19 protein-coding genes are annotated in these 20,117 nt (G+C 66.1%); 14 read left to right on the top strand and 5 right to left on the bottom strand.

The annotated features are described in order from the left end of the window. The first annotated feature begins 161 nt into the window (after positions 1–161). Positions 162–1,661 carry a tripartite tricarboxylate transporter permease gene (locus ASE63_RS07295; protein WP_056798753.1) on the top strand — a complete coding sequence of 500 codons (1,500 nt, stop codon included), beginning with the start codon at positions 162–164 and terminating at the stop codon, positions 1,659–1,661. A gap of 134 nt (positions 1,662–1,795) precedes the next feature. Here the strand turns inward: ASE63_RS07295 and ASE63_RS28810 are convergent, their stop codons facing one another. Further along, positions 1,796–2,842 carry a cupin domain-containing protein gene (locus tag ASE63_RS28810; RefSeq protein WP_056798750.1) on the bottom strand — a complete coding sequence of 349 codons (1,047 nt, stop codon included), beginning with the start codon at positions 2,840–2,842 and terminating at the stop codon, positions 1,796–1,798. Between the two features lie 507 nt (positions 2,843–3,349). Between ASE63_RS28810 and ASE63_RS28715 the strand changes: the two genes are divergently transcribed. The 5 genes from ASE63_RS28715 to ASE63_RS07265 all read left to right on the top strand — a co-directional run bounded on the left by ASE63_RS28715 (position 3,350) and on the right by ASE63_RS07265 (position 9,595). Continuing rightward, positions 3,350–3,484: a hypothetical protein gene (locus ASE63_RS28715; RefSeq protein WP_280137438.1), complete on the top strand. Its 135-nt coding sequence runs from the start codon at positions 3,350–3,352 to the stop codon at positions 3,482–3,484. A 107-nt stretch (positions 3,485–3,591) separates the two neighbouring features. Next, on the top strand, positions 3,592–5,286 hold the full coding sequence (locus ASE63_RS07280) for a DUF3300 domain-containing protein (RefSeq protein ID WP_056798743.1): 1,695 nt from the start codon (positions 3,592–3,594) through the stop codon (positions 5,284–5,286). A gap of 121 nt (positions 5,287–5,407) precedes the next feature. Continuing rightward, the gene (locus tag ASE63_RS07275) at positions 5,408–6,271 is read left to right on the top strand and encodes a DUF2950 domain-containing protein (RefSeq protein ID WP_244491318.1); all 864 of its coding nucleotides are present in this window, start codon (positions 5,408–5,410) and stop codon (positions 6,269–6,271) included. Between the two features lie 39 nt (positions 6,272–6,310). Then, positions 6,311–7,882: a CHAD domain-containing protein gene (locus ASE63_RS07270; protein WP_162261731.1), complete on the top strand. Its 1,572-nt coding sequence runs from the start codon at positions 6,311–6,313 to the stop codon at positions 7,880–7,882. Positions 7,883–7,924: 42 nt separating this feature from the next. Then, positions 7,925–9,595 carry a SulP family inorganic anion transporter gene (locus ASE63_RS07265; RefSeq protein ID WP_056798737.1) on the top strand — a complete coding sequence of 557 codons (1,671 nt, stop codon included), beginning with the start codon at positions 7,925–7,927 and terminating at the stop codon, positions 9,593–9,595. A 17-nt stretch (positions 9,596–9,612) separates the two neighbouring features. On the opposite strand, the gene ASE63_RS07260 is transcribed toward ASE63_RS07265, so the two are convergent. From ASE63_RS07260 to ASE63_RS07245, 4 genes are all read right to left on the bottom strand, one after another. Beyond that, positions 9,613–10,275 (bottom strand): hypothetical protein, encoded by a 663-nt coding sequence (locus ASE63_RS07260; protein ID WP_056798734.1) that lies wholly within the window; start codon positions 10,273–10,275, stop codon positions 9,613–9,615. 215 nt (positions 10,276–10,490) lie between these two features. Then, on the bottom strand, positions 10,491–11,120 hold the full coding sequence (locus ASE63_RS07255; RefSeq protein WP_056798731.1) for a LuxR C-terminal-related transcriptional regulator: 630 nt from the start codon (positions 11,118–11,120) through the stop codon (positions 10,491–10,493). Positions 11,121–11,167: 47 nt separating this feature from the next. Beyond that, entirely contained in the window at positions 11,168–11,599 is a 432-nt protein-coding gene (locus tag ASE63_RS07250; RefSeq protein ID WP_156410231.1) for a hypothetical protein, read from the bottom strand. Between the two features lie 332 nt (positions 11,600–11,931). Further along, the gene (locus tag ASE63_RS07245; protein WP_056798724.1) at positions 11,932–13,743 is read right to left on the bottom strand and encodes a hypothetical protein; all 1,812 of its coding nucleotides are present in this window, start codon (positions 13,741–13,743) and stop codon (positions 11,932–11,934) included. A gap of 135 nt (positions 13,744–13,878) precedes the next feature. On the opposite strand from ASE63_RS07245, the gene ASE63_RS07240 reads away from it, so the two are divergent. The 8 genes from ASE63_RS07240 (at position 13,879) to ASE63_RS07205 (ending at position 19,974) form a co-directional block, all read left to right on the top strand. Continuing rightward, positions 13,879–14,148, top strand: coding sequence for a hypothetical protein (locus ASE63_RS07240; protein ID WP_056798720.1), 270 nt, complete (start codon positions 13,879–13,881; stop codon positions 14,146–14,148). Positions 14,149–14,175: 27 nt separating this feature from the next. Continuing rightward, entirely contained in the window at positions 14,176–14,757 is a 582-nt protein-coding gene (locus ASE63_RS07235; RefSeq protein ID WP_056798717.1) for a hypothetical protein, read from the top strand. A 67-nt stretch (positions 14,758–14,824) separates the two neighbouring features. Continuing rightward, positions 14,825–15,313, top strand: a complete 489-nt coding sequence (locus ASE63_RS07230) for a hypothetical protein (protein ID WP_056798715.1) — start codon at positions 14,825–14,827, stop codon at positions 15,311–15,313. A gap of 17 nt (positions 15,314–15,330) precedes the next feature. Then, complete coding sequence (gene ppk2, locus ASE63_RS07225; RefSeq protein WP_056798712.1) at positions 15,331–16,113, top strand: polyphosphate kinase 2; 783 nt, start codon at positions 15,331–15,333, stop codon at positions 16,111–16,113. Positions 16,114–16,181: 68 nt separating this feature from the next. Next, a complete protein-coding gene (locus ASE63_RS07220; protein WP_156410230.1) occupies positions 16,182–16,634 on the top strand; it encodes a hypothetical protein in 453 nt (150 codons plus the stop codon). Continuing rightward, positions 16,627–17,859, top strand: coding sequence for a biotin/lipoyl-binding protein (locus tag ASE63_RS07215; RefSeq protein ID WP_056798952.1), 1,233 nt, complete (start codon positions 16,627–16,629; stop codon positions 17,857–17,859). The genes ASE63_RS07220 and ASE63_RS07215 overlap by 8 nt, the downstream gene beginning before the upstream one ends. Positions 17,860–18,037: 178 nt before the next feature. Continuing rightward, positions 18,038–18,244, top strand: coding sequence for a hypothetical protein (locus tag ASE63_RS07210; protein ID WP_056798710.1), 207 nt, complete (start codon positions 18,038–18,040; stop codon positions 18,242–18,244). Positions 18,245–18,435: 191 nt separating this feature from the next. Then, positions 18,436–19,974 (top strand): serine hydrolase domain-containing protein, encoded by a 1,539-nt coding sequence (locus ASE63_RS07205; RefSeq protein ID WP_056798708.1) that lies wholly within the window; start codon positions 18,436–18,438, stop codon positions 19,972–19,974. Positions 19,975–20,117 lie beyond the last annotated feature (143 nt).

Raw genomic sequence — 20,117 nt, 5'->3', positions numbered from 1 at the left:
CTTCGGACCGATGATCCAGACGGTTTCGGCCAGATGTGAGGCCGGAACTCGTGGGCGGGCTCGATCCTTGATCAAGGCCCGAGCGCACCGGCAGATAAGCAGATCGTCCGTGGCCGCGTCTTCGACGGCGCAATGATCCAGAGCAGCGAGTACATCGACCCATGAGCAACGCCGAACTGCTGTTCCAGGGCTTCCAGAACGTCCTTTCGTTCGAGCATCTGCTGATCATGGCGGCCGGCGTCATGCTTGGCCTGCTCGTCGGCGTGCTGCCCGGCCTCGGCGCCGCCAACGGGGTCACCCTGCTGATCCCGCTGACGCTGACCATGGATCCGCTCGCGGCCATCATCCTTCTGACCAGCATCTATTGGGGCGCGCTGTTCGGCGGCTCGACCACCTCGATCCTGTTCAACATCCCGGGCGAACCGTCGTCGGTGGCGACGACCTTCGACGGTCACCCGATGGCGCGCAACGGCGCCGCGACCGAGGCCCTGAGCTACGCCTTCCTCTCTGCCGGCATCGGCGCGCTGGCCGGCGTCGTGCTGATCACGCTGCTCTCCGGCCATGTCGCCGACTTCGCCATGAAGTTCTCTCCGCCGGAATTTTTCGCCGTCTTCCTGCTGGCCTTCGCCAGCTTCGTCGGTCTCGGCGCAGGCAGCCCGTTCAAGACCATCGCGATGATCGCGCTCGGGCTCGGGCTCGGTCAGATCGGCACCGATACGGTCTCGGGCGAGATGCGGCTGACCTTCGACCATATCGAGCTGATGCGCGGCGTCAGCTTCCTGGTCGCGGTGATCGGGCTGTTCGGCATCGGCGAGTTGCTGCTGACTGTCGAGGAAGGCCTGAAGTTCAAGGGCGTCACGGCCAAGATGCGCCCGCGCGTGATCTTCGAGACGCTGTGCAAGATGCCGAAATACTGGGTGACGCTGCTGCGCTCGACCGCTGTCGGCTGCTGGATGGGCGTCACGCCCGGCGGGCCGACGGCCGCATCCTTCATGAGCTACGGCTTCGCCAAGCGCTTCTCGCGCACGCCGGAGCGCTTCGGTCACGGCGCGCCGGAAGGCGTGATCGCGCCGGAGGCGGCGGACCATTCGGCCGGAAGCTGCGCCATGCTGCCGACGCTCGCCCTCGGCATCCCCGGATCGGCTACGGCGGCGGTGATGCTCGGCGGCCTGATGATGTGGGGATTGACGCCCGGGCCGATGCTGTTCGTAACCCAGCAGGATTTCGTCTGGGGTCTGATCGCCTCGATGTATCTCGGCAACATCGTCGCTGTCGTATTGGTGCTCGCCACCGTGCCGTTGTTCACGATGGTATTGCGGGTGCCCTTCTTCATCATCGCGCCGCTGATCATGGTGATCTGCGTCGTCGGCGCCTACACAGTGGCAGGTGCGCGATTTGACCTGATCCTGCTGCTGCTCTTCGGCATTCTCGGCTATTTCGCCAAAAAGCTCGATTATCCGCTGGCCCCGCTGATCCTCGCCATGGTGATCGGGGACAAGGCGGAAGACGCCCTGCGCCAGTCGCTGGCCATGTCGCAGGGCTCATTCTCGATCTTCTATTCGAGCTCGATCGGCGCTGTCGTGCTGAGCCTGGCCGTGCTGCTGGTCGCGAGCCCGCTTCTGTCGCCTTTGCTGAAGCGCGTGAGGGCGAAGAAGGGCTGAAGGCATCGTTCAAACTGATTCAGGCAAGCGCTACCCGCTAGATCATCGGACCGAGTATCGTATTCGGCCCGATGATCCAGTTCTTTGATCTTGCATGCGGCTTTTCGGGCCGACGCTTCAGGATCAATCCGCAGTCAGGATTTCGCTTTGCGATTTCGTGTCCTGATCGGGAGATCGCCATTCGTCGTGCCGATCTCGAGCAGGACGACCTCGCAGACGCCTTCGAGCGCGGTCGGACACCGTTCGACTCCATGCGGCACGACGATGAACTCGCCTTCCGCGATGACCTCGTCGCGGTCACGGAACTTCATCAGCAACCTGCCCTTGTGAACGAAGAAGACCTCGTCCTCCTGGCCGTTGAAATGCCAGCCGGCCTCGCCCTCGAACTTCGCCAGCTTGATCTGCAGATTGTTGACCCCCGCGGCGAGCTGAGGAGGCCAGCTGTCGGAAAAGCGTCCGAAGGCGCTGTTCAGGTTCTCCTTGTGGAACGGCGAGATATGCCTGTTGAGCATTGCGACGTCGCGGATGATCGTCGCGAGCTGGCTCGGCACGTCTGTGTCCTTCGCCGGATATTTGCCGTCGAGAGCGGCCGTGCCGATCGTGAAGCCCGCCGCCCCGGCCTGCTTCAAGGCGGCGATGCGGCCGGGCGTATCGATCGATCCGGCGACATAGACGGGCTTCGACACCGCGGAGCAGACCGCTTCGATCAGCGCCGGGACGTTGCCATGGGAGCGATAGGCCAGCAGGTCGAGCCCGTGCACGCCGTCGCGTGCGGCCAATGTCTTGGCGCTGGCGACGATCTGGTCGATGCTGCCCTCCAGAACGCTCGGATGTCCGGAGATCGTGCCCGGGAACGGGCAGTACTGGATCGCCGTGCCGGCGATGATCGGCAGCACGTCGTCGACCCTCGTCCCGCCGAGCAGAATGTCGATACCGATCTCGACCGCGGCTCTCGCCGACGCGATCTCGCTGTCGCGATCGAGCGAGACGACTTCGAGATAGGAGGTCGCGCTGCCTGCCTTGATGGCGGCGTTGAGCGCTTTCAGCTTGTCGAGCGGCAGGCCGATGTCCTTGAAGCCGATATGCCGGACTCCGAGAGCCAAGGCCGTCCGAAGCTGCTCCACCGCATCGCTGACCGTGCGGTCGTTGCGTGTGAGCATGAAGATGAAGCGAAGGCCCATCGGGATACCTGTTCCATTCCGTTTGTCCGGGCGCGCTGCGACCCGCCCTGCGCTGGGGACTATGCTGGCCCAGTTTAAGAGTTTCGCAACCGCCGGCGCTCGGTCCTCCGATTGCCTGTCATCAATCTCTTCGTCATTCGGACAAGCCGCGCATGCGGCGCCGACCCGGAATGACGCGTCGGGATGATAATCCTCGAAACCACATGATGGATTTCAGGCCAGCTTCCAAGCACGGTGAACCGAGGTTCGGCACAAGCGTTGCGCCGGACGTATTGTCCTTGGGGACAAGTTCTTGCCGCGCTCATTCGTTTAAGATCAGGCGCCGGCATATGCCGGGGCAGGCTGACTGCGCACCGAACCATCAGCGTCGCCCTGGCCGCCGCCGGTGCGGGAGTTAGCGTCATGATCAGTCGAATTGTCTTGGGAGGCATCTTGGCGACGGCCGCGCTTCTTGCCTCCGCCGGTCAGAACGATGCCTTCGCCTGCAACAGAACGGCAGGCTGCGTCATGGATGTGTTCCTCGAGGACTACGCCATGAAGCATGACGGCCGGATGGACGAGGCGATCCGGGCCGGTCGCGCCAATGTCGAGGCCTTTCGTTCCTTTCAGGAAGCCGAGAAGGCCTATGCGTCGAAGAGGTGAACGGCCCTTCTGCGGCCGGTGAGTGCCTTTCCGGACTCAGCCGGTTCATGTGTCTTGAAGAGCTCGGGAGCGTCGCTGACGCCGGCGCCCTTCCACGGGAGAAAGCCATGTCTGCGCGTATCGTGCTGGCCTGCGTCGTCGCTTGTGGGCTGGTGTCCCAGCCGCTCGCGCAGACGTCTTCGCCTCAGCCTCAGCCTCAACCGCCGGCCGGCGCTCCGGCGGACCAAAGCGAGCAGTTGCTGAGCAGCGCGCAGTTGGACGCGCTCGTCGCGCCGATCGCGCTTTATCCCGACACGCTGCTGGCGCAGGTGCTGATGGCCTCGACCTATCCGCTCGAGGTGGTCCAGGCCGACAGATGGGTGAGTTCCAACAAGAAGCTCAAGGGGGATGCGCTGAAGGCCGCGGCCGAGAAACAGCCCTGGGACGTCAGCGTGAAGTCGCTCGTCGCCACCCCCTCCGTGCTCGAGATGATGAGCAAGAACCTCGACTGGACGCAGAAGCTGGGCGACGCGGTCCTCGCCCAGCAGCCCGATGTGATGGATGGCGTGCAGCGGATGCGGACACGTGCCTATGATGCCAAGAAGCTCTCGTCCGGTTCCCAGCAGACGGTCAGCGTCCGACAGGAAAGCGGCCGGCAGACGATCGTGATCGAGCCTACACAGCCGGGGACGGTCTATGTGCCGTATTACGATCCCGGAGTGGTCTACGGTTCCTGGCCCAATCCAACCTATCCACCCTATTACTTCCCTTATACCGGCTACATCGCGGCGGGCGTCGTCGCGACCGGACTTGCATTCGGGGCGGGCTACGCGCTGGGGCGCTGGAACACGGGCAATTACTGGGGCGGCAACGTCAACTGGAACAACAACAACATCAATGTCGACCGCAATCGCGTGACGCATTGGGAGCACAATCCCCAGCATCGCCACGGCGTCCAGTACCGCAACAACAACGTCCAGCAGCGTTTTGCGGGCAACAACAATCTGAGGTCTGGGGCCGAGGGGCGGATGGATTTTCGCGGGCGCGGCGGCGACCAGGTGCTCCGTCCCGAAGGCGGTCTCGGGGGCGCCGGAGCTGCGGCAGGGGTCCGGCCGGAGCAGAGGCCGGGAGACCGCGCGAGCGCGGCCAATCGGCCTGATCGCGGGCCTGGAGATCGTGCCGGTGCCGGCAGCCGGGCGGATCGTCCGGGAGGCGAGCGCGCAAGACCGGGAGCCGATGGCGGGCGCGGCGGGCAGCGGGCCGCGACCCAGCCCAAGCGCCCGAATGCCGGCGCCAACCGTGGCGGCCCGGCGCGCGATGGCGCCTTCGGCAACATGCAGCCGGGCCGGGCCGCGAGCCTGCAGTCGCAGCGCGGGCATGCCAGCATGGCGCGCGGGCCCAGTCCGCGCGCCATGGCCGGCGGTCCGGCAATGCGCGGCGGTTACGGTGGCGGAGGCCGGGTCGGCGGTGGTGGTTACGGCGGCGGAGGCCGGGTCGGCGCGGGTGGCGGACGTGGCGGAGGGGGCGGAGGACGCGGCGGCGGTGGCGGGCGGCGATCCGACATCCAGCTCAAGCACGACATCATGCTGATCGGGCGTCTCGACAGCGGGATCGGCTTCTACCGCTTCGCCTATAACGGCTCGCAGCGGCCCTATGTCGGCGTGATCGCGCAGGAGGTGCAGGGTGTCGCGCCCTGGGCGGTGAACCGCGGCGCGGACGGCTATCTGCGGGTCGACTACCGCCGGCTCGGCGTGCCCTTCCAGACCCTCGAGCAATGGAAGGCGTCCGGGGCGCGGCTGCCGGCCGGAGGCGCCTGGCATTGATAAGGATCGCCGGCATCAGGCCGGTATCGGATGGTGGGGATGCAGTTCCATGATGATCGCATGGTCAGCGGCGCGCCTGCTCCTTTGTCTGCTCTGCGGGAGCGCGGCCGGAACTCTCGCGTTGGCGACCGGCGCGAGTGCCCAGGAAGCCTTCAAATCGCCGGCCGAGGCGGCGTCGGCACTGGTCGAGGCGGCGCGCGGCAGCGATGCGAAGCGCTTGCGCGCCATCCTGGGCGGCGCCGGGCGTGATGTCCTGTCCTCCGGCGACGCGGTTGCCGATGCCTCCGACCGCCGGCGCTTCCTCGAGGCCTATGACAGCCGTCACACGGTCAGCGAGAAGGCGGATACGGCGACGCTGCTGGTGGGGCCGGACGAATTCCCGTTCCCGATCCCGATCATGCGCAGCGGTGGTGGCTGGAAGTTCGATGTCGAAGCCGGCCGCAAGGAGATCATTGCCCGGCGGATCGGCCGCAACGAGCTCGCCACGATCCAGGCCAGCCTCGCCTTCTTCGATGCGCAGCAGGAGTATGCAGCCAAGGACCGTACCGGCCAGGGCGCCGGCATCTATGCGCAGAGGATCATCAGCCGCGCCAATGCCAGGGATGGCCTCTATTGGGACAGTGCGGCGGGCGAAGAGCGCAGTCCCCTCGGAGAGCTCGCTGCGGAAGCAGCTGCGGAAGGCTACCGGGCGGGCGAGACGCGAAGCCCCTTCCACGGCTACTATTACAAGGTCCTGAAGCGGCAGGGACCTGCGGCACCCGGCGGCGCCATCGATTATGTCGCGGGGGGCAGGATGATCGGAGGCTTCGCCCTCCTGGCCTATCCGGCGGAATATGGAAGGTCCGGGGTGATGAGCTTCATGCTCAATCACGCGGGCACGGTTTATCAAAAAGACCTCGGTCCCGGCACCGGCCGCATTGCGGCCCGCATGCAAAGCTTCAATCCGGACAAGGGCTGGGAGAAGGTCGCGTCGGAGAAGCAGTAGCGTGATGAAGGCCGGGCTTTGGCAGTGATGGACCGCTCGTTGTCGCCTCTCACGGATCAGGATCGCGTCGATCCGGGCACCAAGATGCTGAGGCTGCGCTTCGCCGAAGGCGACCGGCGCCTGGTCCTGAAGCTCCTGCGGGCCGCGGGCGCGAAGGCAGCGGGGCGCGCGAAAGCCTTCAGAACCGTCTACTACGATACAAGGCGCGAAAAGCTTCGTCGCGCGGGTTATCGGCTGTCCGTTCGTGTACAGGGGCGAAAGCGCGTCCAGCGTATCGAGGCGGCCGGTAGCGTCTCGGTGCTGTCCGCAGCCCCCTGCTGGACCAAGGACGTCGAGGGCGACGCGCCGACCCGGAAATCGGTCGCGGCAACGCCGCTCGAAACGCGCCTCGGTGGTCGGGCACTCGGTAAGCTGCTGCCGGTGTTCGACCTCGATCTCCGTCGTGGTACGAGCGTCATCGACCGCGATGGCGCCAGCATAGTCGCAAGCCTGGATAGCGGAACGATTGCAGCGGGCGGCGGCATCGAGCGCATCTGCGAGCTGCGGCTGGAACGCGTCGCCGATACCTTCGCGGAAAGCTCGCCCGCCGCCCTCTTCGATCTGGCGCGCGAGCTTTCCGCGAAGGTATCGGCGACCCCTACCCTGCGCTCGCATGGTGAGAATGGCTTCCAGCTGCTGCATGCGCAGCGCGAGGATCCGGGCGGTGATTCCGCTGGCGATCTCCGCGATGGGATGACCATGCAGGAGGCTGCGGACAGCATCTGCCGGAACTCTGCGGCGGCTCTCATGGACAATCTTGCGCTGCTGCCCTCCGGCGGCGGGCAGGACGCATTACACCGCGGGCGGATCGGGCTCAGGCGGCTGCGCGCAATCCTGTGGTTCCTCAAGCCGATCCTCGGCCCGGAGGCGGCGGCCCTGTCCGGTCGCCTGCGTTCGCTTGCGCAATTTCTCGGAGGCGCCCGCGAGCTCGATGTCTTCTGCGATGGCGTGCTGGAGCCTCTGCGGCTTGGCCATCCCCATGCACCAGGGGTGGATGCGCTCATCGAGGCTTTCGAGCGCCGCCGCCGCGAGGCCCATGCCAACATCCTAGGGTTTGGGCGGTCGCCCGCGATGCTCGACTTCTGCCTCGATCTCATCGGAAGTTTGGCCGCATTGTCCGGCTCACAATCCATCTCGGCCAAGCACGCCGAGCTGCGCGCTGGCCCTGTCGCGGAGTTCGTGCAGGATCGCCTCCACCGCCGCCTCCAGGCCTTCCTGAAGGCGAGCCGGCATCTGGAGCGCTGCGCTCCCGACCGCCAGCACGACATCCGGGTTGGCGCCAAGAAGCTGCGCTACGCCATCGAGGCCTTTCGTCCGGTGATCGGCGCCAAGCGAAGCGGGAAGCTCCTCGTCAAGCTGACACGGATGCAGGACCTGCTCGGCGGGCTCAACGATGCCCGGAGCGGCCATGCCATCGCGCTGGCCTATGCCCTGGAGAGCGCGGGGGAGAGCCAAAGCGAGCAGACGCTTTTTGCGGCCGGGCTCGCTGCAGCTGCCTGCGACATCGATCCCAAGACAGCGCTCGCCAAGGCGGCAGCCGCACGAGACGACTTGGCCGATTTGGCGCGATAGCGCCCCGATGGCGGGGATGCGCGCTCTCCAGGAGAGGTGCCCATGAGCGTCCGCCTTCCAATTTTGAGCGGCATGCGGGGTTACAGGCTGGAATGGCTGCGCTTCGACCTGACGGCAGGGCTTGCGGTCGCGGCGGTCGCCATTCCCAGCGCCATCGCCTACCCCGCGATCGCAGGATTGCCGGCCGAAGTCGGGCTCTATGCCAGCATCCTGCCGCTGGTCGGCTACGCATTGCTCGGGCCGTCGCACAAGCTGATGGTCGGGCCCGACGCGGCGACGATGACGGTCCTGGCCGCGGCGCTCGCAAACATGCGGTTCGACAATCCGGCGGACCGTGTCGCGGCCGCTGCGGCGCTGGCACTCATGGTCGGCGTCATGTGCATCTTCGCGGGGAGGCTGGGTCTCGGGGTGGTCGCCTCCTTCCTGTCCCGCCCGATCCTGATCGGCTTCATCTCCGGGATTTCGATTTCGATATTGGTCGGTCAGATCGGCCGCTTCACCGGGGTGCGGATCGAGTCGGACGGGTTGATGCAGCCGCTCGCCGAAATCCTCCGGAAGGTTGGCCTGATCCATTGGCCATCCGTCATGTTCGGTGGTGCGATGTTCGGGCTGCTCGTTCTGTTGGCACGCCTGCGTTCGCCAATTCCCGGGCCGCTGGTCGTGGTGATTCTCGCCGGTGTCGGCTCGGCCCTGTTCGATCTCGAGGGCCGCGGCATGAAGGTGATCGGCAGCCTGCCGAGCGGTATGCCGGCGCTCGCGCTTCCCGACATCTCCCGGTTGCCTCTCACCGACCTCCTGCTCGGCGCCGCTGCGATCTGGCTCGTCGCCGTCAGTTCGGGCCTTGTCGCAGCCCGCAGCTTCGGAGCCAAGGATCACTTCGAGATCGATGCGGACCGGGAACTGACCGGGCTTGGTACCGCGAACATCTTCTCCGGCTTGTTCAGTGGCTTCCCGGTCACGGTTTCGGACTCGCGAACCGCGATAAATATCTCGGCGGGCGCCCGTTCGCAGGTCTCGGGGCTGGTTGCGGCCCTTGCGCTGACGAGCCTGCTGCTCTTTCTCAACGACGCGCTGCGTCTTCTGCCGAACCCGGCGCTGGGCGCGATCCTGGCCTTCGCCGCTCTGAACCTGATCGACGTTCAGGGCCTTCGGGAGATCTGGCGTGTCAGCCGCGTGGAATTCGCCTTCGCGCTGATCAGCATGTGGGGCGCCATCAGTCTCGGTGTCCTCAGCGGCGTGGTCATCGCGATCGCCGGCACGTTGCTTCACGTCCTGCTCAAGGAGATGCGCCCGCGCGACGCCCTGCTCGGGCGCATTCCGGGCCGTCCGGGATTCTATAAGCTGCACCGGACTGCGAATGCGACGCCGCTGCCTGGGATGGTGCTGTTCATGGTCCAGGGCAGCATCCTGTTCTTCAATGCCGACTATGTCCGCGAGCGCTTCGAGGCGATCGCTCGCGAAACGCCGGCCGGCACGGCATGGCTCGTACTCGATGCCGGCGCCGTGGCACAGATCGACTCGACGGCGGCCGCGATGCTCCGGCAGCTGCGGGCCGAGCTGGCCGAGCTGGGGCTCGCCTTCGCGATCGCCGAGCTCCACAAGGAGCCTCGCGAGATTCTGCAGCGCGCGGGGCTCTTCGACGGTCCCGATGCGACGCTCGCCTTCGATGAGCTCGAGGATGCGGTGCGCGCGCTCTCGGAGCCGAGGCCGTGACGGGGCGGAGGCACTTTTCAGGACGACGGCCCGGCATGCCCGTATTCGCGCAGCAGGATGTCCCCGCTGACGATGAGAACCCAGAGCGGAAAAACCAGGAACGCCCAGTCGACGGCATGGCTGCCGAGCAGGATGAACGCTGCGGCGGCATAGCCGACCATGGCCGTCCAACGTGCGGTGATCCCAGTGCGTAGCACGATGGTCGAGGCCGTCAGCAGGAAGACGCTGGCGACCTTCATCGCGTAGATGCTCGTCAGGTTGTAGGCGAAGGCCCGCGCCAGGGTGAAGGTCACCGACCCGGAGAGCTCTCGCGGCAGCGCCGCATGGGTGATCAGGATCGCACCGATGGCGGCGGCGGCGGTGAACAGCATCGCGACGAAGAGCAGCCCGCTACCGAGAAACACCGTCGCGAACAGCTTGTGCTCCTGTGCTCCCATCCGGTCGCGGAGCACGCCCATGAACCAGAGGAAGGCGATGCCGGCGAAGGGGATCAGGTTCAGCGCCAGGGCGACCTTCCAGGACTGCGCCCCGAGCCACTCGCCCGGATCGCGCGGGTGCAGGCGCAGGGTCTGCAGGACGAGCAGGACCGCCAGGAGCAGCAGGACCGAAAACAGGATGCCGGCGACCGCGGCGGCCCGCGGCGTCTTCAACCCGTCCGGGTTGTGGCGAGGTAACGACACGGTTCAGTCCAATCATGGAGTGGATAGACGTACGGCCGGCCCCTGCATCCTCACGGGGCTAACCGGATGAGGTCAGTTGGAAACGCGCCGTCATCCTGAACAAGCGGCGCAGCCGCGCCGCTCCGGGGTGGATCATAAGGCAGGCCATCGCCCCATGAAGGATCCTGGGACGACTTCGGTTGCCCAGGATGACGGCGTGGTTCCACGCAAAATCATCAAGCCACATCTAGCGGAGGCCGGAACTGACCGAGCCGCTCGGCGCAGGAGACGAGCTCGACGACCGAGCGGACCTGGAGCTTCTCCATGACCTTCTGACGGTGGGCCTTGATGGTGCGCTCCGTCGTCCCGAGCTCGAACGCGATCTGCTTGTTCATCCTGCCGCGGACGACGCGTTCGAAGACCTCGCGCTCGCGTCTCGTCAACCGTTGCACCCGCATCATCGCCGCGCGGAGCCAGCTCTCCCGCTCATTGGCGAGGCGATGCCGCGCGATCGCGCGGTCGATTGCCCCGATGAACTCCTCGCGCTCCACCGGCTTCGTGAAGAAATCCTCCGCCCCCGCCTGGATCGCGCGTACGCCGGCCCTAACGTCGCCGTGCCCGGCAAGGAAGATGACGGGCAGGCTCGAACCGGCCCTGCTCAGCCGGTCGAAGAGGTCGGGTGCGGCTGCGTCGCGGGCCTGCATGTCGATGACGATGCAGCCTTCGCGTCCGCCGTCCGGTATCTTCCGGAGTATCTCGTCGGCACTGCTCCAGGCCTTCGTCTGATAGCCGCATGTCTGGAGCAGGTAGCCGATCTCGGCCTGCGAGGCCGCATCGGCTTCAACGACATGTACGAGAGCTGACATGGCCGATCCCCCGATTTCCATGTTGGTAGCCTCGGTGATCAGGCGGCTCAGGGCGGCTTCAGCGCGTCCCGGCTACAGCGCTGATACCGGGTCGCGATGCCGCCTTCCAGGGAGTGGTGACGGTAGAGGCTGCCGTCACCCGCCGGGGAGAGCACCGCGCGAGCGGTACTAGGTGAGACGCTCGTCGTGCAACTCAGGCGCAGGACCAATCTCTCGCCGCTGTGGCTGATGCCGGCGAGTCCGCAGGTCGCCAGCGGTGTCGAGAGGCGCCGGCCGGAGATGATGAAGGCCGGCGCGAAGGCGCTGGCCGGTCGCTTGAACGCGACCGCCTTCGGTGTCGCCACGAAGACGCTTTCGCAGGACGATCCCTCTTCGAGCCATGCGCCCTGGAGACGGCTGGCCTGTGCCTGCGTGTCCTGTAGCGGTGCTGCCGCCATGACCAGGACGAACAGGAACAGGCGACGGTCGATGACGGTCATTGAGGCCCTCCGCGTCTTGGTTGCATGCCCGAGCGACGCATCGCTGTCGCGATCCCTTGCTTCGGCGATCGTGCGATGAACCACCCGCTCACCGATGGTGCCGCCGCCGCCGTCGCGACAGGTCCTGTGAGCGGTAATCAAAGCCGCAATCGGTCTTTCAGGTAGTAGGTTACGGTTTGCTACACGCGACGAGCGCTCGCGGCAGGGCCGGTTCGAAGCGGAAACCGGTGGCTGGCTCGACGCGCGTCCTATCGGACGCGAAGTGTCGATCCATCTCTTTGCTTCGGCATCGGAAGGATCCGAAAGTGTATTCCACTTTTCGGTCCGAGGCTCTATTCCGCACCGGCCGCGAAGCGTGTCTGGACCGGAAAGCCGGCCTGGATGGCGCCGCGAATGATGATGGCGCGGTCCCTGGCGTTGAAGTTGCGCTTGCCGAGCTCGCCGTCGAAATCCTCGAAGAATCGTGGCCGCAGCTTCAGGAACTCGGCGCGGCTTTGCGCCGTCTCCGTCTCCAGCCCGATCCTCGCGAAGATCAGCGCCGCGACAAAATGGTAGATCGAGAACCCGCGCAGATTCGCCCGGCGGATGAGATCGGCAGCCCTCGCATCGTCGCCCTGCATATAGGCGGCGAGCGCCAGCAGCCCGACATAATATCCGGAATGGCCTGGGTTGCGGACCATGGCTTCCTCGATCAGTGCCGCTCCTCGCGCCCAGTCTCCGGCCTGGGCCACGCGACTCCCGAACTCGCCGAGCAATTCGGTATCGTTCGGGTTGAGCGCGAGCGCCCGCGAACCGACCCGGAGTGCCTCGGCCGGTTCCTTGCCGAAGTAGAGCACCGTCATCAGCGCCTGCAGCGCGCGCACATTCTCCGGGTCGATGCGCACCGCGCGCTCGGCCGCGTCGCGCGCCCGTTCGGCCGGCTGCGGCGAACCCGGGCGCCGGTTCAGCTGGAAGCGATCCTCGTCGAGATAGAGATAAGACAGCATCGCCCAGCCCGTCGCGTGCTCGGGATAGCGCGCGGTCACCTGCTCCAGGCATGCGCGCGTCTCGGCATGCGCAGCCTGGTCGAGCACGGTCCGGTAGTTATAGAAGCGATACGAGCAGCGATAGGCTTCGAGGCTTTGCGCCCCCCGCGCCTGCACCGGGCGCGGAGGCGCGCTGAAGATGATGCCGTAGGGCTGTGCCACTGCGGTTGCGACCTTGGAGGCGATCGTCAGCTGAATGTCCGCGATGTCGTTGGCCCGCGGGTCCGCATCATACGTGCCCGACCAGATGATGGCGGAGGTTTCGCCGTCCAGGACGCGGCTCGTCACCCTGAGCTTCCCCTCGACCATGCGCACGCCGCCTTCCAGGACGTAGCGATTGCCGAATTGCTGCCGGATCTCCGCGGCGGAAGCGCCGGGCAGCACTGCGACCGAGGTCTCCCGCCCGAACACCGTCAGTTCCTTGAAGCGTGCGAGTTGGCTAAGGAGTTCTTCGCCGAGCCCTGCCACATAGATGTCGACGTCCGGGCTCTTCGACAGGTTGACGAAAGGCTTGACGATCAGGGAGGGCTCCTCGGGCTGAGCGCTCACTGTTGCGGACGCGGCCGGCGGCGACGGCGTCTCCAACCGGACCAGCGAGGTAACGCCAATCACCGCCGTAGCAACCAGGGAGGCAACAAGCCAGGAATGTGGCCGCAATGCATCGGCCAACCGACCGAAGCTTCGCTTGCGTAGGGGCTCCGGTTGCGGGGCGGCTTCCCCGTTCTTCAAACGGTTCTCCCGCTGGTGGAAGCGGGGTACATAGCCGCCTTTCGGGATTTCGATCAGGATCGGGTCGGCGTTTCCGGAGAGAAGGTAGTACCGTTCAAGGGCGCGCCTGAGCCGCCCCGCCTCGATGCGGACGACAGGGTCGTTCTGAATATCCAGATTGGTATCCCGGCCGAAGACCTCCACCGCGACCGAATAAGCCTTGATGCGCTCCGACCGGCCGGCGAGCGTCTCGCTGACGATACAGAGCAGGAACTGGCGAATCCGCTCCGGAACGCTGAACTCGGTACTCGACAGAATCCGCGCCAACTGGGCTCGGATATCGATTTCGCTCGGCGTCGCGTCGGCGGGCATGTCGCGGCTGCAGGAATTGTCCGACTTTTCTCGATCCATGGACGCCGTCCCCCAGACGAGTATCCGAATGAGAACCAAGCACAGAAGGCGATCAGATCAGCGTAGCCTCCCGTAAATTACTCCCACGGCCGCTCCCTGGCGACATAATTGTGCACATCGCGGGGGCTCGATCCGATGGATCCGGGAATTCTGGCGGCCATCCGGTTTCTGCCGAAATACAAGAGCGTGATCATGGAAATGGCGCTGCAAAGCGAAAGCTTCCGCGGCTTGTGCGCAGATTTCGCCGATGCGGAGGAGGCCCTGCGGCGGCGAAAAAATGCGGAAGCTCCGGAGCATGCAGCGCAATACGCTGAGTACAGGCAACTCGTGGAAGGCCTCGGAGCCGAGCTTCGACAGGCAGTTCTCGAATGGCCGGTCCGGCCCAACGGCCCGGACCGAGATTGAAGCGCATCCAAAATGTGGAGAGTTCCGATGCCGAAGCACATGGGTTGGATCCTGGCTCTCGCGCTTGCGGCCGGCGCCGCCGGTTGCGCGCCCTATCCGACGGTGACCACCAGCACCGTGATCGTCGCCGGCCTGGGGCCGGTGGAGGTCGAACAGCTCGATGTCGAGGTCGTCGACGTGCAGCCGTCCGAGCGCATCGTGCTCGTCCGGCAGGGCGCCCGGTCCTGGCATGTCGCGGTGCCGGAGGTGTTCGGTACCCTGCAGAACATCCAGCCGGGTGACAGGGTCGAGATCCGGCGCGTCGAAGGCGTCATCCTCGGGGCAAGGAAGGCTCGGCGCGGCGCGCGGCCGGGCATCGTCTATACCGAGGTCACCAGCGACCCTTCCTTCCAGAACCTGCCTGAAAAGTTCGTCGTGCGCGCTCTGACGGTGACGGCTCGCTTCCAGGCGTTCGATCCGACGACCGGCATCGTCAGCTATGTCGGCCCGCTGGGGCCGCGCTCCCTGACGGTGGTCGACCCGGAGATCAAGCAGGATCTCAGGCGCCTGCGGCGCGGCGACATGGTCGAGTTGACGTTCGCCGAAGCCTTCCACTTCCAGAAGTACTGAACTGGCCCTCCCGGCATGCAGGCCACGTGCCTGCATGCCGGGAGGCGTCAAACCGGGAGAAGCAGCCATGTCGACCGCCAGCCGGAATCTCGATGCGGCAAGGCTCGGCGACGAGAGTTTCATGTCCGCGGACGATCTGCGCGTCTACATGACCGAGCTCGAAACGGCCAAGGCGTCCAAGATGCTGGGTGCCATGGACAAGGCCGAGCAGGCGCGAAAGAAGCTCGTCGCCGCCCTTCAGGAGGAGATCGCCGTTACGCCGGAGAAGATCGCGGAGATCAAGCACAGTCTCGCGAACAAGACGCGCGCAGCCGCCCAGCGCGGCGAAACGGAGGTGCTCGTCATGCGCTTTCCGAGCGCGCTCTGCACGGACAGGGGCAGGGCGATCAACAACGCGGAGGCCGATTGGCCGGCGACGCTCACCGGACGGCCCCGACAGGCCTATGAATTCTGGAAGGAGCATCTGCAGCCGGCGAAGTACAAGCTGCGGGCGATGATCATCGACTGGCCGGGCGGCATGCCAGGCGATGTCGCATTCTTCCTGAGCTGGTCCTAGCGTCGAGGGAGGCCGCGATGAAAGCCGATGCCAGCGAGCCAGTGAAGAGAAAGGCCTATGAGCGCCAGCTCCGCGAGCTGCACGCGGAACTGGTCAAGCTGCAGGAATGGGCCAAGCATGCCGGCGGCAAGGTCTGCATCGTCTTCGAGGGCCGCGACGGGGCCGGCAAGGGCGGCGTCATCAAGGCGATCACCGAGCGCGTCAGCCCCCGGGTCTTCCGCGTCGTCGCGCTGCCGCCTCCCACCGAGCGCGAACGCTCGCAGATGTATGTCCAGCGCTATCTGCCGCATCTGCCGGCGGCCGGGGAGATCGTGATCTTCGACCGCAGCTGGTACAACCGCGCCGGCGTCGAGCGCGTCATGGGCTACTGCACCGAGGAGCAGGCGAAGGGGTTCCTCCAGGTCGCGCCGGGCGTCGAGAAGGCGATCGTCGATTCCGGCACCATCCTGCTCAAATACTGGCTCGAAGTCGGCCAGGAGCAGCAGACGCTCCGCATGCAGGAGCGCATCAGCGATCCCCGGAAGATCTGGAAGCTCTCTCCGATGGATCTGAAGTCCTATTCGCGCTGGTACGATTATTCCCGCGCCCGCGACGAGATGTTCCGCGCCACCGATACGGCCTGGGCTCCGTGGTACGCCGTTCACTCCGACGACAAGCGCAAGGCCAGGCTGGCCGTGATCTCGCACATCCTCGACTCGGTGCCCTACGAGGCGCCGCCGCGGGAGAAGATCAAGCTGCCCAAGCGACAGAAGCCGGACGGCTACGAGGAAGCCGATTTCGCCCGGAACTGGCTGGCCTAGTGCCGGGCCCGGCGGATGGCCGATCCCTGGCGCCACTTTACGATTTGCCTTGAAGCGGGAGCGCTCCCATGACCACCGGCCTTCATTCCCTCGCGCCAGGCCATCTGCCGGCCTTCATCACCGCGCCGGGGGAAACCGATGTCCTCATGGTCGTGACGGGTGCGATCCTGCTCGCGGCGCTGTTGGGCGTCGGCCTCGTCTTCCTGCGACTGCACACCTTGCCGGAACGCATGGCGCATAAATCCCAGAAGCTGCAGTTCGAGATCGTGGCGGTTCTCGGCCTGCTGGCGCTGTTCACCCATATCCATCTGTTCTGGGTCGCGGGCCTTCTCCTGGCGTTGATCGACATTCCCGACTTCTCGGGGCAGTTCGGCCGGATGGCGCATGCGCTCGAACGCATCGCCGGCATGGCGCCGCGCCGTGCCGAGTCCAGCGAGGCCGCCGGGCAGGCTCCAGGTCCTGTCGTCGATGCCGCGAATGACGCAGGCGCACGTGATCGGAGCGAGCCGAGCCATGCTTGAGCTTCTGTTCTGCTCCCTGCTGACCATCGTGCCGGACTATCTCTACAGGCGGTATCGGCAGGGCAAGCGCCTGGGCAAGGAGATCACCTTCTACTCGGTCTGGTTCGAGCTGCGATGGGGCATCACCGCCTGCCTGATGCTGACGATCGGGCTGATCACCGTGATCTTCTACAACCACCCGTCCACGACCGCCGCCACGGTGATGTTCCGCACCGTGCCGATCGTGCCGGAGACGAACGGCCGGGTCTCGCAGGTCCATCTCGGGGTCAGCGGCGAGGTGAAGGCGGGCGATCCGATCTTCAGGCTCGACAGCAGCAAGCAGGAGGCCGCCGTCGAGACCGCGCGGCGGAAGATCGCCGAGGTCGAGGCTGCGCTCCTCGTAGCGCAGGCGGAGGTTTTGACCGACGAGGCCAGGATCCAGGAGGCCAGAAGCCAGCACAAGCAGGCGCTCGACGAGCTCGAGACCAAGCAGGAACTCCGGCGCCGCAATGACGACGTCGTGGCACGGCGCGAGATCGAGCGGCTCGAGAACCTCGTGGCGGGCCGGGACGCGGCCGTTTCCGCCGCGACCGCCGCAAAAGCGGCCGCGCAGACGCGTATAGCGACCTTGCTGCCGGCCGAGAAGGCGAGCGCGGAGGCGGCTCTGGCCCAGTCCCAGACCGATCTCGACAAGACGGTAATCCGCGCCGGCGTGGACGGGCGCGTCGAGCAGTTCACCCTGCGCGTCGGCGACATCGTCAACCCATTCATCCGGCCGGCCGGCGTGCTGATCCCGGCGGAAGCGGGACGTACCACGCTTCAGGCCGGCTTCTCGCAGATCGAGGCGCAGGTGATGAAGGTCGGCATGGTCGCCGAGGCGACCTGCATGTCGAAGCCCTGGGTCGTGATTCCGATGGTCGTGACCAGCGTGCAGGACTTCATCGCGACCGGCCAGGTGCGCGGTAGCGAGCAACTGCTCGATGTCCAGCAGGTTTCGCGGCCGGGCACCCTGCTGGCCTTCCTGGAGCCGCTTCACACCGGTGGGCTCGACGGCGTCACGCCGGGCAGCAGCTGCATCGCCAACGCCTATTCCAGCAATCACGAACTGATCGTCTCGGGCAAGCTCTCCTCCGGGCGCAAGATCTTGCTCCATGCCGTGGACGCGGTCGGCCTCGTCCACGCGCTGCTGCTGCGCATCCAGGCACTCGTCCTGCCGATCCGCACACTCGTCTTCGGCGGACATTGAAAGCAATCGTGGTCCCCTCCCGGGAGAGGAAGCCCTGCAGATACTTCGCCTGGGCTTCAGCGCTTCCTCGACGAAGATTGTCGGGGTGCCTGCCGGGCCTCGGCTGTCATTGGCGCCGCGATGGTTGGCGGAACCATGGGGCGCGGCTCTCGTTCCCGTCGCTAGGAAGGAGGCAACCATGACCGAGAAGACGACCATCATACCCACCGCCAGCGCGCCTGGCCGGTTCAGGACGGCTCAGCGGCCCGGCCAATCCGGCGAGCAGAATGAGCGCAGGCCCGGGCCGAGCCCGCTCTCGCGGCATCCGACGGGGCCCCACGCACCCTATGACGAGCAGGAGACCGAGGGCGCCCCGGCCATCAAGCACGACACCCACGGGCGGTAAGCCGGAGGCGGCCGTTTCAGGCACTCTGCGGACGGGCGGGAACTCTAAAATTCTCGCCAAAGCGAGGGGATGAACGTTACCTTCGCGAGGCAAGCTGACGCATCGTAATTCGCTCACAATTCCGGGGGGAAGCAATGCGCCTGGCTCGCCTGTCGTCGATCGCCACATCGCCACAGTCGCGAAGGAAGGCCATGCGCCTGGCCTGCTCCGCATGGCTCGCGGGTGGCCTCGTCATTGCTGCCTCGCCTCAGGCACAGGCCGCGGAGATGGACGCGGCCAGGATTCAGGCGCTGGTTCCCGAATTAGAGAAGCAGCTTCAGGCGGGGATGAAGGAATTCTCGGTCCCGGGCGTTGCGGTCGGCATCGTGGCCGAGGGCAAGCTCATCTACGGCAAGGGCTTCGGTGCACGCGAGATCGGCAAGCCTGCGCAGGTCACGCCCGAAACGATCTTCCAGATCGGCTCGACGACCAAGGCCTTCTTCTCCGCGACGCTGGCTCAGGCGGTCGATGCAGGCAAGCTTGAGTGGAACGACCCGGTCATCGACCATATGCCGGCTTTCCAGCTCGCCGACCCCTGGGTGACGCGCGATTTCCGGATACTCGACCTTGCCGCGCAGCGCAGCGGGCTGACGCCCTATGTCAATGACGGGCTCGCCTTCCTCGGCTTCGACCCGCAGACGATGATCCGCTCGCTCAGGGTCGCGCCGCAGATCGCGCCGTTCCGTTCCGATTTCCGCTATCTCAACATCCCCCATGTGATCGGCGGCGAGATCGTCGCCGCGGTGAACGGCGAGAAGAGCTGGTTCGATTCCTTGAAGAAGACCGTGCTCGACCCGCTCGGAATGGCTGAGACCTCGGCGGATCCGGAGACGATCGACAAGGCCGCCAACCATGCCGTCGGCCATCGTCTCGACGACATGCCGGTGCCGATCCCCTTCCACGGCTCCTTCCCCTATTCGCTCGGCCCGGCGGGGGCGCTGAATTCGAATGTCCCCGACATGGCCAAGTGGCTGCAGCTGCAGATCGGGCGCGGGCATGTCGGCGAGAAGGTGCTGGTCTCGGAGGCAAACCTGGCTGCGACCTGGACGCCGCGCGTCGCGATGACCGACCGCCTGAGCTACGCCGTCGGCTGGGTTGCGATGGCGACGCCGCGCGGGCGCGTAATCTGGCACAATGGCGGCACCACCGGCTTCGGCGCGCATGTCGGCTTCCTACCCGATTTCGGCGTCGGCATCGTGATCCTGACGAATATCGGCGGCCCCGGCATGGCCGACGCGCTGGCCCACTGGTTCTACGACCGCGTCCTCGGCAATCCGCAGGTCGACAATATCGCGCTCGCCGCGCAGGCCGCGCGCAAGCAACGCGAGGCGGAACGCTCGGAAAAGGCGGCCTTCGTGGCGGGCCCGTTGCCGCCGGATGCGGCGGCGCTCGCCGGTGACTATGTCTCTCCGATCCTCGGGACGGCGCGTGTGACGCTGAAGGACGGCAAGTTGCGGGCCGTGCTGGAGAAGACCGAAGCGGTGCTGCTGCTCGAGCCGAGCCGGCCGGATCCGAACCAGTTTTCCATCCGCCTGTCCGGTACAGGGGCCTATCAGCCGATCGCGGCGATGATCGGCGATACGACGCTCGGCATGCTGCGCTTCGAGCGCGACGCGGCCGGCGGCGCCACGCAGTTCCGTTTCGTCGATCCCGGGCTGCCGCATGCCTTTGCCCGGCAAGCAGCGGAGTGAAGGCCGGTCGTGTCGGACTCGACCAAGGCGAGCCTCGTGATGCGATCTCCGGACCGCAACCCGCCGAAGGCATAGGCGGGAGCTTCCTGCGGGCCATCCGGATGGATGGTCCTCGTATCATAACTCTGCGATGGATCCCGGAT

This window comes from Allobosea sp. Root381 (assembly GCF_001429395.1).
Classification (GTDB): domain Bacteria; phylum Pseudomonadota; class Alphaproteobacteria; order Rhizobiales; family Beijerinckiaceae; genus Allobosea.
Note: the sequence above shows the minus strand (reverse complement) of the source record. Positions and strands in the feature narration are given on the sequence as shown.

What these genes read in the sequence shown, in the direction of transcription:
- ASE63_RS07295 (WP_056798753.1), top strand. Translation starts at nt 162, where the DNA reads ATGAGCAACGCCGAACTGCTGTTCCAGGGCTTCCAGAACGTCCTTTCG.
- ASE63_RS28810 (WP_056798750.1), bottom strand. Translation starts at nt 2,842, where the DNA reads ATGGGCCTTCGCTTCATCTTCATGCTCACACGCAACGACCGCACGGTC.
- ASE63_RS28715 (WP_280137438.1), top strand. Translation starts at nt 3,350, where the DNA reads ATGGATGTGTTCCTCGAGGACTACGCCATGAAGCATGACGGCCGGATG.
- ASE63_RS07280 (WP_056798743.1), top strand. Translation starts at nt 3,592, where the DNA reads ATGTCTGCGCGTATCGTGCTGGCCTGCGTCGTCGCTTGTGGGCTGGTG.
- ASE63_RS07265 (WP_056798737.1), top strand. Translation starts at nt 7,925, where the DNA reads ATGAGCGTCCGCCTTCCAATTTTGAGCGGCATGCGGGGTTACAGGCTG.
- ASE63_RS07255 (WP_056798731.1), bottom strand. Translation starts at nt 11,120, where the DNA reads ATGTCAGCTCTCGTACATGTCGTTGAAGCCGATGCGGCCTCGCAGGCC.
- ASE63_RS07250 (WP_156410231.1), bottom strand. Translation starts at nt 11,599, where the DNA reads ATGACCGTCATCGACCGTCGCCTGTTCCTGTTCGTCCTGGTCATGGCG.
- ASE63_RS07245 (WP_056798724.1), bottom strand. Translation starts at nt 13,743, where the DNA reads ATGGATCGAGAAAAGTCGGACAATTCCTGCAGCCGCGACATGCCCGCC.
- ASE63_RS07240 (WP_056798720.1), top strand. Translation starts at nt 13,879, where the DNA reads ATGGATCCGGGAATTCTGGCGGCCATCCGGTTTCTGCCGAAATACAAG.
- ASE63_RS07235 (WP_056798717.1), top strand. Translation starts at nt 14,176, where the DNA reads ATGCCGAAGCACATGGGTTGGATCCTGGCTCTCGCGCTTGCGGCCGGC.
- ASE63_RS07230 (WP_056798715.1), top strand. Translation starts at nt 14,825, where the DNA reads ATGTCGACCGCCAGCCGGAATCTCGATGCGGCAAGGCTCGGCGACGAG.
- ppk2 (WP_056798712.1), top strand. Translation starts at nt 15,331, where the DNA reads ATGAAAGCCGATGCCAGCGAGCCAGTGAAGAGAAAGGCCTATGAGCGC.
- ASE63_RS07220 (WP_156410230.1), top strand. Translation starts at nt 16,182, where the DNA reads ATGACCACCGGCCTTCATTCCCTCGCGCCAGGCCATCTGCCGGCCTTC.
- ASE63_RS07215 (WP_056798952.1), top strand. Translation starts at nt 16,627, where the DNA reads ATGCTTGAGCTTCTGTTCTGCTCCCTGCTGACCATCGTGCCGGACTAT.
- ASE63_RS07210 (WP_056798710.1), top strand. Translation starts at nt 18,038, where the DNA reads ATGACCGAGAAGACGACCATCATACCCACCGCCAGCGCGCCTGGCCGG.
- ASE63_RS07205 (WP_056798708.1), top strand. Translation starts at nt 18,436, where the DNA reads ATGCGCCTGGCCTGCTCCGCATGGCTCGCGGGTGGCCTCGTCATTGCT.